This window comes from Aureimonas ureilytica DSM 18598 = NBRC 106430, assembly GCF_000382705.1.
GTDB lineage: Bacteria > Pseudomonadota > Alphaproteobacteria > Rhizobiales > Rhizobiaceae > Aureimonas > Aureimonas ureilytica.
Genome location: NZ_ARQE01000003.1, coordinates 195,883 through 212,181 on the forward strand (window position 1 = coordinate 195,883; position 16,299 = coordinate 212,181).

General features: G+C 68.5%; 11 protein-coding genes. 2 read left to right on the forward strand and 9 right to left on the reverse strand.

What is annotated here, in order from left to right:
• Positions 1–141 precede the first annotated feature (141 nt).
• On the reverse strand, positions 142–1,611 hold the full coding sequence (locus tag B146_RS0108160) for an ATP-binding protein (RefSeq protein ID WP_051091532.1): 1,470 nt from the start codon (positions 1,609–1,611) through the stop codon (positions 142–144).
• A 528-nt stretch (positions 1,612–2,139) separates the two neighbouring features.
• On the opposite strand from B146_RS0108160, the gene B146_RS27650 reads away from it, so the two are divergent.
• The gene (locus tag B146_RS27650; RefSeq protein ID WP_205753717.1) at positions 2,140–4,266 is read left to right on the forward strand and encodes a HAMP domain-containing methyl-accepting chemotaxis protein; all 2,127 of its coding nucleotides are present in this window, start codon (positions 2,140–2,142) and stop codon (positions 4,264–4,266) included.
• Between the two features lie 134 nt (positions 4,267–4,400).
• Here the strand turns inward: B146_RS27650 and B146_RS0108170 are convergent, their stop codons facing one another.
• The 5 genes from B146_RS0108170 to B146_RS0108190 all read right to left on the reverse strand — a co-directional run bounded on the left by B146_RS0108170 (position 4,401) and on the right by B146_RS0108190 (position 9,771).
• On the reverse strand, positions 4,401–5,876 hold the full coding sequence (locus B146_RS0108170; protein WP_019995941.1) for a UdgX family uracil-DNA binding protein: 1,476 nt from the start codon (positions 5,874–5,876) through the stop codon (positions 4,401–4,403).
• 58 nt (positions 5,877–5,934) lie between these two features.
• On the reverse strand, positions 5,935–6,216 hold the full coding sequence (locus tag B146_RS0108175) for a hypothetical protein (protein WP_019995942.1): 282 nt from the start codon (positions 6,214–6,216) through the stop codon (positions 5,935–5,937).
• Positions 6,217–6,404: 188 nt separating this feature from the next.
• Entirely contained in the window at positions 6,405–7,088 is a 684-nt protein-coding gene (locus tag B146_RS25455) for a recombinase family protein (protein ID WP_019995943.1), read from the reverse strand.
• 197 nt (positions 7,089–7,285) lie between these two features.
• A complete protein-coding gene (gene xylA, locus B146_RS0108185) occupies positions 7,286–8,608 on the reverse strand; it encodes a xylose isomerase (protein ID WP_019995944.1) in 1,323 nt (440 codons plus the stop codon).
• A 104-nt stretch (positions 8,609–8,712) separates the two neighbouring features.
• Complete coding sequence (locus B146_RS0108190) at positions 8,713–9,771, reverse strand: LacI family DNA-binding transcriptional regulator (RefSeq protein ID WP_019995945.1); 1,059 nt, start codon at positions 9,769–9,771, stop codon at positions 8,713–8,715.
• A 306-nt stretch (positions 9,772–10,077) separates the two neighbouring features.
• Here B146_RS0108190 and B146_RS0108195 point away from each other — a divergent pair, with 306 nt between their 5' ends.
• The gene (locus B146_RS0108195; protein WP_019995946.1) at positions 10,078–10,629 is read left to right on the forward strand and encodes a hypothetical protein; all 552 of its coding nucleotides are present in this window, start codon (positions 10,078–10,080) and stop codon (positions 10,627–10,629) included.
• A 10-nt stretch (positions 10,630–10,639) separates the two neighbouring features.
• Here B146_RS0108195 and B146_RS0108200 read toward each other — a convergent pair whose 3' ends face one another.
• The 3 genes from B146_RS0108200 to B146_RS0108210 form a co-directional block, all read right to left on the reverse strand.
• Positions 10,640–11,992, reverse strand: coding sequence for an HlyD family type I secretion periplasmic adaptor subunit (locus tag B146_RS0108200; RefSeq protein WP_019995947.1), 1,353 nt, complete (start codon positions 11,990–11,992; stop codon positions 10,640–10,642).
• Positions 11,989–13,875, reverse strand: a complete 1,887-nt coding sequence (locus B146_RS0108205; RefSeq protein ID WP_019995948.1) for a type I secretion system permease/ATPase — start codon at positions 13,873–13,875, stop codon at positions 11,989–11,991. The genes B146_RS0108200 and B146_RS0108205 overlap by 4 nt, the downstream gene beginning before the upstream one ends.
• 456 nt (positions 13,876–14,331) lie before the next feature.
• The gene (locus B146_RS0108210; protein WP_019995949.1) at positions 14,332–16,284 is read right to left on the reverse strand and encodes a hypothetical protein; all 1,953 of its coding nucleotides are present in this window, start codon (positions 16,282–16,284) and stop codon (positions 14,332–14,334) included.
• Positions 16,285–16,299 lie beyond the last annotated feature (15 nt).

Sequence of the window (16,299 nt, forward strand, 5' to 3'; positions counted from 1 at the left end):
GAGGACAATGCACCCCGACGCCTCAAAACCGGCTTGTCGAAAAGGACTCAATTGAATCGATCGCGAGAAAAATTTGCTTCAAATGTCTTAACGCGGCGGCCGACCTGACCTCACGATCGAGGGAGGCGCGTGGGAGGCCGTTCAGGCCCGCCGCATCCGGGGCGTCGTGCCCGGCGTTCGCTTGCCCGACGTGCCCGCCCCCGTGCGCCAGTCGCTGCCCGCGATGGACACGACGCGATTGCCGCGAAAGTCGGTTTCCGCCGCGATATAGCCGCGCTCGGCCATGTAGGTGAGGAGAAAGCGCCCGCGCGAGGGCGAGTGGCTGCCATAGGCGCGCGCCAGAACCTCGTCGCTCGGGCAAGGCGCGGCGTCGCGCGCCGCCTTGGCGAGCAGGAGATAGACGCCCTGCATGTCCTCGGGCAGCTCCTCGGAGCGCCGCACGACCTCCATCCAGTTCTCGTCCTCGGCCGCCGCGCCGACGCCGGCGCGCGCCAGCGCCAGACGCCGGCGGAAACCCGCCATGTCGAGCCCGCCGTCGCCGACGCGCTTCAGGCGGCAATGGGTGACGAAGTCCTGATAAAGCATCTGAACGGGCCGGAACGCGGCTTCCGGGTCGGCCATGAGGTCGGCGAAGATCGCGTCCACCACCGCCTGCCGCTCGGCCTCGGCCTCCGGGTCCGGCTCGGCCTCCTCCTCCAGGCGCTGCGGCGCGGGCGCGGCGCCCGCGCGGTTGGCCGCGACGCGCTCCAGAAGCTCGCGCGTCGGCAGCGGCTCGCGGCGCACGGGCGCGGGCAGCGTGTCGGGCTCGTCGGCGCCGGCCGTGAAGATGAGGTCCGCCATGGCCTCGGGGCTGGCCTCGGGCAGCGCCATCAGGACGGGGCGGCCGGAGCGGCCGGCGGTTTCCACCGGGCCGATGCGGATCGGGATCGGCCGGCGCGAGAGAGCCGGGCCGAGCGCCACGAAATGGCCGGGTTCGAGATCGCGGAAGCGCTCGGCCTGCCGCCGGTCGAGGCCCAGAAGATCGGCCGCGCGCGCCATGTCGATGTCGAGGAAGGTGCGGCCCATCAGGAAGTTCGAGGCTTCCGCCGCGACGTTCTTGGCGAGCTTGGCGAGGCGCTGCGTCGCGATCATCCCCGCCAGACCGCGCTTGCGGCCACGGCACATGAGATTCGTCATGGCGCCGAGCGAGATGCGACGGGCCTCGTCGGCCACCTCGCCGGCCATGGAAGGCGCGAAGATCTGCGCCTCGTCCACGGCGATCAGCATCGGAAACCAGTAATGCCGGTCGGCGTCGAACAGCCCGTTCAGGAAGGCGGCGGCGCAGCTCATCTGCACCTCGGCGTCGAGCCCTTCCAGATTGAGAACGACGGAGGCGCGATGCTGGCGGATGCGCGCGGCGATGCGGCCGAGTTCGGAAGGCGTGCGATCGGCCTCCACCACGACATGGCCGAAGCGCTCGGAAAAGGACACGAAATCGCCTTCCGGATCGATGATCGCCTGCTGCACCCAGCCCGCGCTCTGCTCCAGGACGCGGCGGAAGAGATGCGACTTGCCCGACCCCGAATTGCCCTGCACGAGAAGGCGGGTCGAGAGCAACTCCTCCAGATCCATTTCCGCCGGCTCGCCCGTGGCGGTGGTTCCGAGATCGACCGCGACCTTGGTCAAAGCGCATATCTCCGGAAAAACGGGGCTCGGGGCACGTCGCGAAGCGCGGCGCGCCGGGGGAGCCCGAAAGCGTCTGGATCGACCTATCTAACGGGCGCCACTGCGGTTTCAAACCCACGAGCCGACCCCATCCACAGTTTCGCGGGGGCCTGGGCGCATGGGTCGCGGCCGCCTCGGCGCGGCTCTCACGCTGCGGCAGGAGGGCGCGCGCGGTCAGACGCATGGCGGCCAGGCCTCACCCCGGAACCGTATGTCTCCCTTGCTTAATACATTCTGACAAGTCGATCGTCATTTCCGCGAATGATGATCGCAGTAAAGATCGGTTTACCTCGATTTACCCATCACCAGACGCACTGTTTCGGTTCATCGAATCTACACGCATTTGCTCCAATATTTCGATAATTCGAACGAAACTGGCAGGCATCGTTCTGATCGATCCGATCGGGATGTCGGAAAGGAACTATGCGGATCACGATGAAGACCAAGCTCGCCGCCGGATTCGGCGGTGTCCTGATCCTGGCCGCCGCGATCGGCGGACTGGGGATGCTCAGCCTCAAGAACACGAACGACATGCTCGTGGGCTTCAGCGAACGGCCTTTCGTTCAGGTCCAGAGCGCCAAGAATATTCAGGAGAACGTGACGATCGTCCGGCGCACGATCCTTGATTCGCTCTTCCTGGTCTCGGATGCGGACATCGCGGTCATCAAGGCCGACTACAATCAGGCCTGGACCGAGATGGAGGCCGATCTCGACAAGTTGTTGTCCTCCATGCCTCCGGAGGTTCGCGGCAATTTCGCCGATCTGAAGCCGATGCTGGACGAGTTCCGCTCCGTCTCGGCCGAGACGCTGCGCGTGGGAGCCTCGGCCGACGTGGACGCCGGTCAGAAGATGCTCGAGGAGACGACCGGTCCGATCGAGCGGATCTACGCGCAGATCGACCAGCTGGGCGCCAATGCACCGGCCGAGGCCAACGCGGCGCTCGAAGCCCTGCGGAAATCTCTCGAAACGGCCCGCCTCAGCACGGTGGAAGCGCTTCTTCTGTCCGACACCAGTGCGATCAGCGCGGCCAGCGCCCGCATCGACACGATGAAGCAGAACGTGTCGTCGCAGCTGGCGCAGCTTTCCACCGTTCTTCCGCCGTCCTCCAATTCGGCCGTCAATCAGATTCAGGTCGAAGCCAACGACCTCTTCGCCAAGCTTCGCCGCTACGGCGATTACGGCGTCGCGAACTGGATGGCCCAGGCCCAGACGCTCCTGACCCAGAAGCAGAATCCGCTCGCGGCGAAAGTCTATGAGCGTCTGGATGAGGTCCTCGCCACGGCCCAGAACCGGGCAACCTCCTTCCTCGAGGAAGCCGCCGCCGCCTACCGCACCACGTCGACGACCCTGATCGCGGTTCTCGTCGGCGCGGTTCTTCTCGGCGCGGGCGCCGCGATCTGGATGGCCCTGTCGATCTCGCGGGGGCTCAACCAGTCCGTCGCGCTGGCCAACGCCATCGCGCAGGGCGACCTGACCCAGCGTGTGGAGCCCAAGGGCACGGACGAGATCGCCGATCTCCAGCGCGCCATGGCGCAGATGGTGGAGAACCTCTCCGACATCGCGACCGACGTGAACAACTCCGCCTCGCAGGTGGCCGCCGGCTCGACCCAGGCCGCCGTGACCGCCGAACAGCTTTCGGCCGGCTCCACGCAGCAGGCCGCGACGACGCAGCGTCTGTCTTCGGGCGCTTCGGAACAGGCCGCCGCCACCGAACAGGCCTCCGCCGCGATGGAGGAAATGGCCGCCAACATCCGCCAGAACGCCGAGAACGCCTCGCAGACCGAGAAGATCGCGACGCTCGCGGCCGTCAATGCCACGCGCAGCGGCGAAGCGGTGCAGAAGTCGGTGGAAGCGATGCGCATCATCGCGGCGAAGATTTCCGTGGTTCAGGAAATCGCCCGCCAGACCGACCTTCTGGCCTTGAACGCCGCGATCGAAGCCGCCCGCGCCGGGCAGCACGGCAAGGGCTTCGCGGTGGTGGCGTCCGAAGTGCGCAAGCTCGCCGAGCGCTCGCAGCAGGCCGCCCTGGACATCAGCAATCTGTCCGGCGAAACGCTGGGGGTCGCCGAGGAAGCCGGCACGATGCTCGGCGCGCTGGTGCCCGACATCCGCCGCACGGCCGAGCTGGTCGCCGAGATTTCCGCCGCTTGCCGCGAGCAGAATATCGGGGCCGAGCAGATCAACCAGGCGATCACGCAGCTCGACCAGGTGACGCAGCAGACCGTCGCCTCCGTCACGCAGCTCGATCAGGTCACGCAGGCCTCCAGTGGCGCAGCCAACGAGATGTCGGTCACGGCCGAACAATTGTCGGGCGAATCGCGTCGCCTCGCCGAGCGGGCGAGCTTCTTCAAGGTCGCCAACCAGCATGGCGCGAAGGTCGAGACCGCCGCCCCGGTCCAGGCCCGCTCGAAGGCCTCGGCGAAACCCAACGTGCGCGAACTGCAGGCCATGGCGCAGCAGTTCACCCCGCCGGAGGGCGCCGCCAGGACCAAGGGCGCCGCGGACAAGGGCAACGGCTTCGCGCTCGACCTCGACAGCAATTTCGAGCGCATGAGCGGCTGACACGCCCACCGGATAGGCTGACATGACCAGACGCGGCGGGCGATCCAATCGCCCGCCGCGTCTTTTTTCACGTGTCGGCTCTTGCCCTGTCGGGCAAGGAACTCTCGGGCAAGGGCCCCTCGGGCAAATGCCTTTCAGCCGAGCGCGATTTCCGGCACTTCGGCCTTCACGCGGCCCATATCCTCTTCGAAGGCCGCGGTTTCGCGGCGCTGCGCCTCGGGGTCGGGCAGGCGCAGGATATAGGCGGGGTGGACCGTGACGAGGAGCTTGGTCTCCCCGTCCGGCAGATCGATGAGGCGCGAGCGCGTGTCGCGGATCGTCACAGCATGGCCGAGCACGGAGGCCGCCGCCGTCGCGCCGAGCGCCACGATCAGCTTGGGGCGGATCAGCTCGCGCTCCTGCTCCAGCCACCAGCGGCAGACCTTCACCTCGCCCATGTTTGGCTTGGCGTGGATGCGCCGCTTGCCGCGCGGCTCGAACTTGAAATGCTTCACGGCATTGGTGACATAGGCCTGGGAGCGGTCGATGCCGGCGGCCGCGAGCGCGGCGTCGAAGACCTTGCCGGCCGGACCGATAAAGGGCTCGCCCGCCAGATCCTCCTGATCCCCCGGCTGCTCGCCGACGAAGATCACGGGCGCATCCGCCGGTCCCTTGCCGAACACGGTCTGCGTCGCCGGCTCCCAGAGCGGGCAGGCCTTGCAATGCATCGCCTGCTCGCGCGCTTCCTCCAGGTCGTCCGGTGGCTTGTTGAAGCCGTTGAACACCGGGGCCTTCGCTCCTCGTCCCATCTCGCCACGCTCCCTTGCCCGTTCATGACGCAAACTCGGCAGGGTCGGCGCGGTTTCGATCATGCGACGCGACGCCTCTTCGGCGCCGCGCACGAGCGGCTCGATCAGGGCGGCCTCGGGCAGGTTGTGCCAGTATTTCTTGGGCATCTCGGCCTGCATGGCCTTCACCTTCAACCGCGCCGGATTGAAGATCGAGCGGTAATAGGTGAGCCAGAGCGCCTCCATCGCGTCCTCGGGCGGCTTGTCGGCGGGGTCGGCCCCGTCGGCGAAGACGAGTTCCGCGCCGTCCCAATGCACGGAGCGCTTGGGCGTCAGGATGCTCCAGATCATGCCGGGAAAGCGCCGCATGAAGAAGGGCGCGGTGAATTCCACCACGTGATGGAAGGGCTCGAACCAGGCGACATAGACATGGCCGCCGGCTTCCGTCTCGATCTCGCGGAAGCGCACGAAGGCCTTCATCTTGTGGCTGTCGCGCCGAACCGCCTTTTCCATCTCGTGGGCGCGGGCCATGTCGGGGTCGGCGCGGATTTCCAGAAGCTTGCGCTCCTCCTGCAGGCGCCAGAGGAGGCGATAGGCGAAGCCGAAGCGCTCCGGGTCGGCATGGCAGACGAGCTTGCGGGCGAGATCGGGAAAGCTGCGCGGCACGGAAAAGGGCGGCGCATTGGCTGGGGCTTCGGGCAAAGGCTCGGCGAAGAGGCCGCCCGCCCCCTCCCCCACCGTGAAGCTCAGCGCCTCGGGCGCGATGCCGAGCGCGAGCGCGCGCCGCGCGGCGTCCCGCCAGCCCTCGAAATCGGCGGGATAGCCCAGCCGGACCTCGTACATCTCGACCCCACCCCTTGAATCGAACGGGGCGGCCCAAGGCCGCCCCGCGTGAACCGTCTCAGTTGGAGGAGGGCTTGGCGTCCTTGTCGTCCGCCGCCTCGTCCTCGTCCTCGTCTTCTTCGTCCTCTTCCTCGCCGAAGGGGAAGGACTCGACCATCTGCTCGACGTCCTCGTAGATTTCGTCGAGGAACTCCATGGCGGCGTCGGCGTCCTCGGTCCCCTGCGTCACGAGCATCGCGAGCTGGATCTTCAGGATGCTGGCGACATCGTCCAGCTCCATGCCCTGAAAGATCGCCGCGATCTGTTCGGAGATCTCGTCGGTCTTGGTTTCGGTCAGCATGGTCGGTCTCCTTGGGTTCGGCTGGAGAGAAGAAGGCAACGGGCGAGCGGTTGTTCCGGTGGATCGCGTCGAAGCCTTCCGCAGGACGGGCAGGACTTGCCACGCCTTTCGCGCCTCTAGCAGAAAGCGCGCGAATGCACCCCGCTTTTAGCCGGTTTTCGCGCGAATTTCACCAGATCGCCGCGCTCTCACCCCGGACGCGAGCGCCGAGGCGCACGGGGCGCGCTCTTTCGTGCCTCACGCGCCGTCGCGGCCTCGTCCGGCGCGGCCTCGCCCGCATCGCTCTGGCCCGACGCGCCCTTGCCCGGTGCAGCCTTGCCCGCCTCGTCCTCGGAGGCCAGCGCGCGGTAGACCGTCATGCGCGACACCTTCAGCGCGCGGGCGATCTCGGTGACGCCCTGGCCGCTGGCGCGGCGACGGCGGATTTCGCCATTGGGCGCGGTGCGCGGCCGGCCCTTGTAGACGCCGCGCTCCTTGGCCGCCTCGATGCCGGCGCGCTGGCGCTCCAGAATGAAGCGATGCTCCATCTCGGCCACCATGCCGAGCACGGTGACGACGAGACGGCCGAGATCGCCGCGCGTGGTGAGTTCGGGATCGAGCACCCGGAGACACGCGCCGACCTTGTCGAGATCGTGGACGATGTTGAGGACGTCGCGCGTCGAGCGACCCAGCCGGTCCAGCCGGACGACCACCAGTTCGTCGCCCTCGCGCAGGAACTGGAGGATGGTTTCGAGCTCGCCCCGCCCCGCCACGGAGCGGCCGGACTGCTTCTCGGCGCGCACGATCGTGCAGCCGGCGGCTTCCAGCCGGCCCACCTGCAGCGTCAGGTCCTGATCGGCGGTGCTGACGCGGGCATATCCGATTCGGGCCATGGCGCGGGGTCCGTCACGAGAGGGTCCCCCTCTGTGTGCGCCCCGCGCCCTTCCCCCGTCAAGCGGCCGCCTCACCCGATGACGAACGCGAAAACGCCGGGCGGAGAAGGCTCCGCCCGGCGTTTCCATCGATGCCGCTGGCTCTAGAGCCGGGAACGAGACCCTGCGGGGTTGGCGGGTCGGATCTTTCCCAGCTCTTAGTAGACGTAGCGGTTCACGACGCCTTCCAGATATTCCTGGCGGCCCGAACGGGGCTGCGGCTGGAGGCCGAGGCCGCGCTCGGCCACCGTCTCGAAGCTCGTCTCACCGGCGAGGATCGCCTGATTCTCGGCCTTGTCCCAGCCGGCATAGCGGTCGGCGAGAGGCTTTTCGAGCGCGCCGTCGGCGAGCATCCGCTCGGCCGAGAGAAGCGCGCGGGCGCAGGCGTCCATCGAGGCGACATGCGCGATCACGAGATCCTGCGGGTCGATCGACTGGCGGCGGATCTTGGCGTCGAAGTTGAGGCCGCCCGTGGTGAAGCCGCCCTGCTTCAGCATCTCGTGGAAGACGAGCGTCATTTCCGTCACGTCCATCGCGAACTGGTCGGTGTCCCAGCCCAGAAGGTCGTCGCCGCGATTGATGTCGAGCGAGCCGAAGAGATCGTTGGCATAGGCCAGCTTCACTTCGTGGTCGAAGGAATGACCGGCGAGAATCGCGTGGTTCTGCTCCAGATTGAGCTTCACGTCCTTCACGAGGTCGTATTTCTGAAGGAAACCGAAGACCGTCGCCGTGTCGAAGTCGTACTGGTGCTTCGAGGGCTCCTTGGGCTTGGGCTCGATCAGGATCGGGCCGTCGAAGCCGATCTTGTGCTTGTAGTCGACGAGCATCGAAAGGAAGCGGCCGAGCTGGTCCAGCTCGCGCTTCATGTCGGTGTTGAGCAGCGTCTCGTAGCCCTCGCGCCCGCCCCAGCAGACATAGTTCTCGCCGCCGAGCCGCTTGGTGACGTCGATCGCCGCCTTCACCTGACCGCAGGCATAGGCGAAGACGTCCGGATCGGGGTTCGTCGCCGCGCCCGCCATGTAGCGGCGGTTGGAGAAGAGGTTCGCCGTGCCCCAGAGAAGGCGCGTGCCGTGCGTCTTCATCTTCTCCTCGAAGATGTCGGCGATCACGTTGAGGTTCTTGATGGACTCACCTAGCGTCTCGCCTTCCGGCGCCACGTCCACGTCGTGGAAGGTGAAGAAGGGCGCGTCGAGAAGACGGAACAGCTCGAAGGCGACCTCGGCCTTTTCCTTGGCCTTGGCCAGCGGATCGCCGCCCTGGCGCATCCAGGGGCGGTTGAAGGTCTCGCCGCCGAAGGGATCGCCGCCCGGCCAGGTGAAGGAGTGCCAGTAGCAGACCGCGAAGCGGAGCTGGTCCTCCATGGACCGGCCCATCACCTGCCGGTTCTTGTCGTAGTAGCGGAACGCCAGGGGATTGGTGCTCCCCTCGCCTTCGAAACGCACGCTCGAATCGAGCCCGAAGAAACCCTTGGCCTCAGTCATGGCGGTCCTCGCCTGTCGGGCGCGGCGACAGGCCGGGCCTCGTTGTTTGAGCTACGTACCTCAAAAAGCCCGCACCGTGCAATCCCGCGCGGGGCCGCCGCCCGTCACGGCAGGTTGTCCTTCAAAAGGATTTCGATGCGGATGCGCTCCTGCGCCTCGTCGAGCCGGGTTCCCGTCAGCGCGGCGGAAACGGCGCGCAGCGCCGAGCGCGCCTCGTGGCCGGGGTCCTGCACGATCAGCGCGTCGATCGCGCCGCTTTCGATGAGCGGGCGCGTCTCCGACGTCAGCTCGTGCGCGATGACGAGCGGGCGCAGATCGAATTCGGCGAGCGCCGCGACGAGGCCGGCATTGCCGGCGCCCGCGCTGTAGATCGCCGTCGGGGGCGCGGCGCGGCGCAGGAAGCGGCGCACGACCTCCTGCGTGAGGGCCGGGTCGTCCTGCCCTTCCATCACCGTTGCGAGCGTCAGATGCGGAAAGCGGGCGGCGAGCACTTCCTGAAACCCGTCCAGCCGGTCGTGATGGTCGCGCAAGGCCCGCGCGCCCAGAAGCACGGCGAGCGAGCCCGGGGCCAAGCCGCTGAAGCGCCCGGCGAGCGCGGCGGCGACCCGGCCCGCCGCGCGGTTGTCGATGCCGACATAATGCGCGCGCGCCGCGCCCGGCACGTCGGACACGAGCGTGACCACGGGCACGCCGCGCGCGCCGGCCGCATCGATCGCCTCGGCGACGGCGGGATGGTCGAGGCCGACGGCGAGAACCGCATCCCGCGCCTCGGCCGCGCGGCCGATCTCGGCGGCCAGGCTCGCGGGGTCGAACGTATCGACCTCGGCAATGTCGAGATCGAGCGCGCGGGCGGCGGGCCGGCGCGCGGCGCGCTCCAGCTCGCTCCGAAGGGTCTGCATGAAGGGATTGCCGCCGCGCGGCAGCAGGGCGGCGACGCGAAAGCGCGCCCGGCGGGCGAGCGCCGCCGCGCCCGGATGGCGCTCGAAACGCAGCGCCGCCATGGCCGCCTCGACCTTCTCGACCGTGGCGAGGCGCACGCCCGGGCGGCGATTGAGCACGCGATCGGCCGTGGCGAGGCTGACGCCGGCGGCCCGCGCGACGTCGCTCAAGGTCGGTGCCGTCAGCGCGCCCGGCTCCCGCCCGGCTTCCTCGCCCCCGCTCATTCCCGCATCCCGCCTCCTGTTTCGGCGCCGACCCTCGCATGGGCGAAGGCGGATGTCGCGGGGCTTTTGCCGCGATGCAGGATCGAAACGAGCGAGGTAGCCGGGTCGCCACCACCGACAAGGAGACGCGTCCGGCTAATCACCGGATGCTGGACGCGATAATCAGCCTGACATACTGAATGCTCTGGATCACGCCGACGCGTCGCCGCGTCGGCGCGGCATCGCATCAGAGTACCGCCTATGCCTATTGCCCGGAGCGCCCTTCCCTCCTGGCCCGGAACGCCCCGCCCCGCGCCGCTTCCCTGGTTGAGTTCCGCCTGTCTGATCGGCCTTCTGTCCCCGCTTCTCGGCCATGGCCTGTTGCGGCTTTCGGCCTCGCTCTTCGCCGAGAACGGCACGATCGAGGTCGCGCAGGCCTGGCTTCTGGTGATGGGAACCGCCGTCTTTCTGGCGGCCTATCGGCGGGCGGCCGATGCCAAGGCGCTCTTCTGCGTGTCCATGGCGCTTCTGTCGCTTCTGGCCCTGCAGCGCGAAATCCCCGCCTGCGAAAGCGCCTTCTACGACCAGGGCCTGTGCCTGCCGCGCACGGCGAAGCTCCCGCTTTCGGGCGCGGCGATCCTTGCCGCCGGCCTGCTCGCGCTCCTCAAGCGGCCGCGCTGGCGCAGCTTTCTCGACCCTCGCAATCTCGCCTGGGTCTGGCCGGTCGGCGTCGCCGCGCTGCTTCTCGGCCTTGCGGAAGCGGCCGAGCATTTCTTGCATCAGGAAATGGAGGAGACGATGGAGTTCGGCGCCTATGCCTATCTCCTGAGCTTCGCCATCTGGGTCGCCCGCACGCCGTCCGCCGGCGCGCGGGACTGAGGCGTCACGTTCAACGCTCGAGGAAGGCGCGGTTCATGCTGTCGCGCACGGGCTTCACGAGATAGTTCAGGAAGGTGCGGTGCGACGTCTCCACGAAGATGTCGGCCGGCATGCCCGGATTGATGCGAAGGCCGGGCACGCGCTCCACCTCATGCTCGGACAGGGTGACGCGCACCACATAGACATCGCCCATCCGGCCCGGGCGCGGGTCGGGCACCGTGTCGGCCGAGACATAGGTGACGTGGCCGCGCATCTGCGGCGTGGTGCGCTGGTTGAAGCTGGTGAGGCGCACGCCCGCCTCCTGGCCCTGATGCACGCCGTTGATGTCGGTCGGATTGATCAGGGTCTCGATCACCAGCTTTTCGTCGCGCGGCAGGATTTCGGCGATCTGACGGCCGCTTTCCACGACGCCGCCGGGCGTGTGGTAGTTGAGCTTGACGAGCGTGCCGGACACCGGCGCGCGCACCTCGGTGCGGCCGAGAACGCTCTGGGCGGCCAGAAGCTGCTCGCGCATGTCGTCCATGTCGGCCTCGATGCCCTGAAGCTCCTGCGTCGCCCCTTGCTGGACCTCCTGGCGTGCCTGGGCGATCTGCCCGTCGAGCCGGGCGATCTGCGAGCGCATGTCGCCGAGTTCGCCTTCAATCCGCCCGAGCGCGCCCTCGGCCTCGGCCGCCGCGCGCTCCACGGTGAAGAGATCGGACCGACGGTAGAGCCCCTGCTTGAAGAGGATCGTCTTGGCGGCGAGTTCCTGCCGGATCAGCCCGCCCTGGCGCTCCACCGCCTGCTTCTGGGCCTGCGAGCCCTCCATGCGCCGGCGCAGCGAATCCTGGTTGCGCGAGAGCACCGCGACCTGCCCCTCCAGCGCCCGGCGCGCGGCGGCAAAGACGTTGCGCTGCCCCTCGAAGATGCGGTCGGCCTCGCGGCGGTCCTCGCCGTCCACCTCGATCGCGCCGAAATCGAGCGCGTCGCGCCCCGCGATCAGCGCCTGAAGGCGGATGGAGCGGGCGCGGTAGCTGGCAAGGCGCAGGAGAAGCCGGCGCACATTGGTGCGCGCCGCCGTCTCGTCCAGCGTCACCAGCGGCTGGCCCTTCTCGACCCGGTCGCCCTCCTCCACGAGAATGGCGCGGATGATGCCGCCCTCGAAATGCTGCACCTGCTTGTTCTTGCCGGTGGCGACGAAGGTGCCGTGCGAGACGACGGCTGCGGCGAGCTGCGCGGTGCTCGCCCAGGTGCCGAAGCCCGCGAACACGGCGACGGAGAGAACCAGCCCGCCGATCACCGTGCCCCGGATGGAGCGCGGCACGCCGACATACCATTCCTCGATCGCCTCGCCCCGGTGCGAAGGTCCGCCGACGACGCTCATGGCACCCTCCTCTGGGCCGGAACATTGCTTTCGCCCGCCGTCTGGCCGGCGATCATCGCGAGGATCTGGCTGCGCTCGCCGATGGCCGAGATCGCGCCCTTGTCCATGACCATGATCCGGTCGACGCAGCGCAGCAGCGAATGGCGCTGCGTGATGGCGACGACGGTGGTGCCGTTGCTCTTGGCCTTGGTCATGGCGAGGGCGAGCGCGCGCTCGCCATCCGTGTCGAGATTGGAATTGGGCTCGTCCAGCACCACGAGGCGCGGATTGCCGAAGAAGGCGCGCGCCAGGCCGATGCGCTGCTTCTGCCCGCCCGAGAGCGGCGCGCCGTCGGCGGCGATGACCGTCTCGTAGCCCTGCGGGAAGGAGGCGACGAGTTCGTGGATGTCGGCGAGCATGGCCGCCTCGAAAACGTCCTCGTCGGCCGCGTCCTCGCGCATCCGGGCGATGTTGACCTTGATGGAGGCCGGGAAGAGCTGCACATCCTGCGGCAGGTAGCCGATGCTCTCGCCGAGCTGGCGCGGGTCCCAGTTCTTGAGGTCCATGAGGTCGAGCCGGACATTGCCGGCGGTCGGCATGATGGAGCCGACCAGCATCCGCCCGATCGTGGACTTGCCCGCGCCCGACGAGCCGATGATGCCGAGCGCCTCGCCGGGCTTCAGCGAGAAGGAAATGCCGTTGAGGATCACCTTCTTGTTGGGCGGCGGCACGTAGAGGACGCGGTCGACGTCGAGCCGCCCCTGCGGGCGCGGCAGGCGCAGGCGCTCCACGTTGAGTGGCGAGTTGAGAAGGAGATGCGAGATTCGGCCATAGGCGGCGCGCGACTGGATATAGGTGCGCCAGCCCTCGATCGTGCCCTCCACCGGGGCGAGCGCGCGGCTCGCGATGATCGAGGAGGCGATCACCATGCCGCCCGTCAGCTGGCCTTCCAGCGAGAGATAGGCGCCCCAGCCGAGCATCGCGACCTGCGCGAAGAGGCGCAGCGCCTTGGAGACGGAGGAGAAGAAGACGTTGCGGTCCTGCGCCGCGACCTGCGAGCGCAAGGAGGCCGCGTTGTCCTTGCCCCAAAGTCGTACCGCCTCCGGGATCATGCCGAGCGCGTTGATGATCTGCGCGTTGCGCGACAGGGCGTCGAGCGTGAGGTTGGAGCGCGCGTTGTGGCCGCTGGCTTCGGCGAAGTGAACCGCCGTCGCGCGCTTGTTGAAGAAGGCGACGACGAGCAGCACCGCGACCGAGACGATGACGATGGCGCCGAGATGGGCATGCACCAGCCAGACCGCGACGATAAAGAGCGGGGCGAGCGGCGCGTCCAGCATGGCGAGCAGCGTCGATCCGGTCAGAAAGGCGCGGATATGCTGAAGGTCGGCCAAGATTTGGTAGTCCTTGCCCGAGCCCGACAGGGCCGAGCGCGAGGCGGCCGAGAGGATGGGCGAGCCGAGGCGCGTTTCCACCTCCACCGCCGTGCGCATCAGGATGGTGCGGCGGATGAGATCGAGCACCACCTGCCCGACGATCGCGCCCACCACGATCAGGGTCAGCATCACCAGCGTGTCGAGCGAGCGCGAGGTCAGAACGCGGTCCGAGATCTGGAAAAGGTAGATCGGCACCGCCAGCACGAGAATGTTGATGAGGATGGTGAAGGCGAACACCCAGGCGATGTTGCGCCGGACGCGCGCCTTGGTCTGTTCCAGCGCGACGCGGAAGTTCACCTGCTGGCTCTTGCGGGTGATCTGCGAGCCCGCGTCGTTGGCCGCCGGGCGCGCCTCGGGCAGAAGCGGCCCGCCCGCCTCGCCCTCGATCACCGTGCCGCGCAGCGGCGGGGCGACGCGGCCGGGCTCGTTGGCGACGCTGGGCTGGGGCGCGGCGGCAGCGGCCTGCGCCATAGAGGGCTGAGGCACGGCCGGCTGAGGCGGGGCGGGCTGAGGCGGGGCCGCTTGCGGCACGGCGACTTGCGGGGCAGCGACTTGCGGGCCGGGTGCCGCCTGAGGCGCCGGGCGCTCGGCTCCCCGCAACTCGACCATCGGTGCGGCAAGGGGCGCGCGCGACGCGGGCTCGGCCGACCGGGATGCCGTGTCGGGCGCGGGCGGGGCGAACGAAGCCGGGATGGCCGGGGCAGGCGCGGCCGGAAGGGCTGGGGCAGGCGTGGCCGGGGTGGCCGGGGCAACCGGCCTGCTCTCCCCCTCGGCCCGCATGGCGCTGACGGCGGCTTCCATGGACGCGAAGATTTCCCGCTCGCGCGCGTCCCGTTCGGGGTCGCTGAGGCGCGGGGTCGGCTTGTCCTCGTTCATTGCGTGGTTCCCCTCGAATGGTCTTCTTGTTGTGCTGGATAGGCGGGCCGGTCAGGCCAGGATGCCCGCCACGCCGTCAGCCGGCGCGTCGTGGCCGAGGCTCGCCGCGGAATGGGCGAGCGCGTCGGACAGGGGGCTCACCCCGTCGCCATGGATGTCGGAGACGAAGGCGATCAGCTCGGGCGCGAGCGTGCCGGTGTCGAAGGTCTGGATGTCCGGCCCGCTCGCGACGAGCTCGGCCTGGAGCAGCATGGAGCCCGAATAATATTCGCCGCCCAGGAAGCGGACATGGCCGGCGTCGTCCGCATCGACGATCCGGGCTTCGTTGAGGAGCGTGTTGCCGCCCGTCGTCACCGTCCATTGCGCGTCCGGCGCGATGGCGTTGGCGAGCCGCGCCAGGCTGCCGTCGGCCATGCGCAGCGTGTCGGCATCGTCCATGAGGTTGATCTGCGAGATGACGTTGGTCTCGATCACGTCGCCGGAAATGTAGAGAACCTTGATGTTGCGCCCGGCCAGAAAGGCGAGATCGGCGCCAAGGCTCGGGTCGCCGCCGGCCAGCCGATCCTCGAAGGCCGAGACGAGCGCGCGCATCTCGGGCGAGAAGCCGGTGAAGTCGGCGAGGCCGCCGACATTGGTGATCGAGGCGTTGTTGGCGAGAAGATTGCCGGAGGTCGAGACCGAGCCGCCCGTCCCGCTCGCGTCCGAGACGATCCGGTCGCTGTCGTTCAGGACGTTGATCTGCTGGATGAAATTGCCCTCATAGACGCTGCCGCCGACGATCACGAGATCGTAGGCGCCGAGGAGCTTGGAGAGCGAGGCGACGTTGAGGCTCTCGTTGCCCCCGGTCGAGGCGCGCACGGTGGATTCCATGGCCGAAAGCACGACCTGATCGCCGTCCAGCGTCAGCTTCACCTGACGCAGGAAATTGGCGATCTCCAGATTGCCCTCGATCACGTCCACCTTGTAGCGCGTCGGCAGGCTGTCGCGCGGGTCGAAGGCGGGGCGGCCCTCGGGCGTGCGGTCGATGCGCTCGAAGCTCGCGATGTTGAGGCTGCGCGTCGTGTCGCCGATCGCGGCACTCACCGCGTCCCCCAGCCCCTCGACGCCGTCGCGGTCGGCATGGATGTTGAGCTGGCGGATGGAATTGACCTCGAACCAGTCGCCCTCGACCACGGTGACGGCGCCCAGATGCCCGACATTGAGAAGCGCCGCCTGGTTGGCCGACAGGTTGCCGCCCATCTGGAGAAGCGGCTGGTCCTCGCCGATGTCGGGCGCCTGCCTCGCCTCCTCGACGAGCTTGCCGAGATCGGGGGCGCTGTCCACTTTCTCGCCGTCGACGAAAATCCCCTCGTGGCCGCTCGGTGCGCCGGCAGCGGAAGGCTCCGCGCCCTCCTGTGTCGCTTCGCGCTCGAGAAGGCCCTTCAGGTCGGCGGGCGTGTGGGGGATGCCGGGCAGGTGCTGAAAGTCGCGCGCCGCGCCGAGCATCGCCTCGAACTGCTGCGTGACCTCGGCCACGACGAGAAGCGGATCGGCGTCGGGATCGAGGATCAGCGTGTCGCGATCGTCGAGAAGGCCGATCTGCTCGTGGATCGCAAAGAGCGAGTCGGACGGGACGGTGCGGTAGAGGAACAGCGCGTCCGGGTCCGGCCGCATCGTCTCCCAGCCCGCCGAACTCGCAGGGATGGCGACCTCGCCCGGCGCGCGGAAATGGGAAAGCGGCAAAGGGTCGATCGCGAGGTCCACATGGGGCGGGGGCAGGCGCCGGCTCGCCACGTCCTCGATCTCGAAGCGATCGTTCGCGAGGCGAATGTCGGGATCGATGACCGGAGCCGACAGGGCCGGCCCTCTTGCGGGCGGGTCGTCCTCGGCATGGGTCCGGGGATGGACCTTGGCCAGATGCGGGGTGCCGGCGAACAGTCGGGCGTGCAGTCCGGCGTCGGTCTCGGTGACGCGGAACAGGCCGATGAAGCGGGCGATGGTTTCCTGGGCCTCGATCATGAGCATCGGATCGCCCCTTTC

Coding starts and splice junctions, on each gene's coding strand:
- B146_RS0108160 (WP_051091532.1), bottom strand. CDS start 1,611: ATGGATCTGGAGGAGTTGCTCTCGACCCGCCTTCTCGTGCAGGGCAAT.
- B146_RS27650 (WP_205753717.1), top strand. CDS start 2,140: ATGAAGACCAAGCTCGCCGCCGGATTCGGCGGTGTCCTGATCCTGGCC.
- B146_RS0108170 (WP_019995941.1), bottom strand. CDS start 5,876: ATGTACGAGGTCCGGCTGGGCTATCCCGCCGATTTCGAGGGCTGGCGG.
- B146_RS0108175 (WP_019995942.1), bottom strand. CDS start 6,216: ATGCTGACCGAAACCAAGACCGACGAGATCTCCGAACAGATCGCGGCG.
- B146_RS25455 (WP_019995943.1), bottom strand. CDS start 7,088: ATGGCCCGAATCGGATATGCCCGCGTCAGCACCGCCGATCAGGACCTG.
- xylA (WP_019995944.1), bottom strand. CDS start 8,608: ATGACTGAGGCCAAGGGTTTCTTCGGGCTCGATTCGAGCGTGCGTTTC.
- B146_RS0108190 (WP_019995945.1), bottom strand. CDS start 9,771: ATGAGCGGGGGCGAGGAAGCCGGGCGGGAGCCGGGCGCGCTGACGGCA.
- B146_RS0108200 (WP_019995947.1), bottom strand. CDS start 11,992: ATGAGCGTCGTCGGCGGACCTTCGCACCGGGGCGAGGCGATCGAGGAA.
- B146_RS0108205 (WP_019995948.1), bottom strand. CDS start 13,875: ATGGCGCAGGCCGCTGCCGCCGCGCCCCAGCCCAGCGTCGCCAACGAG.
- B146_RS0108210 (WP_019995949.1), bottom strand. CDS start 16,284: ATGCTCATGATCGAGGCCCAGGAAACCATCGCCCGCTTCATCGGCCTG.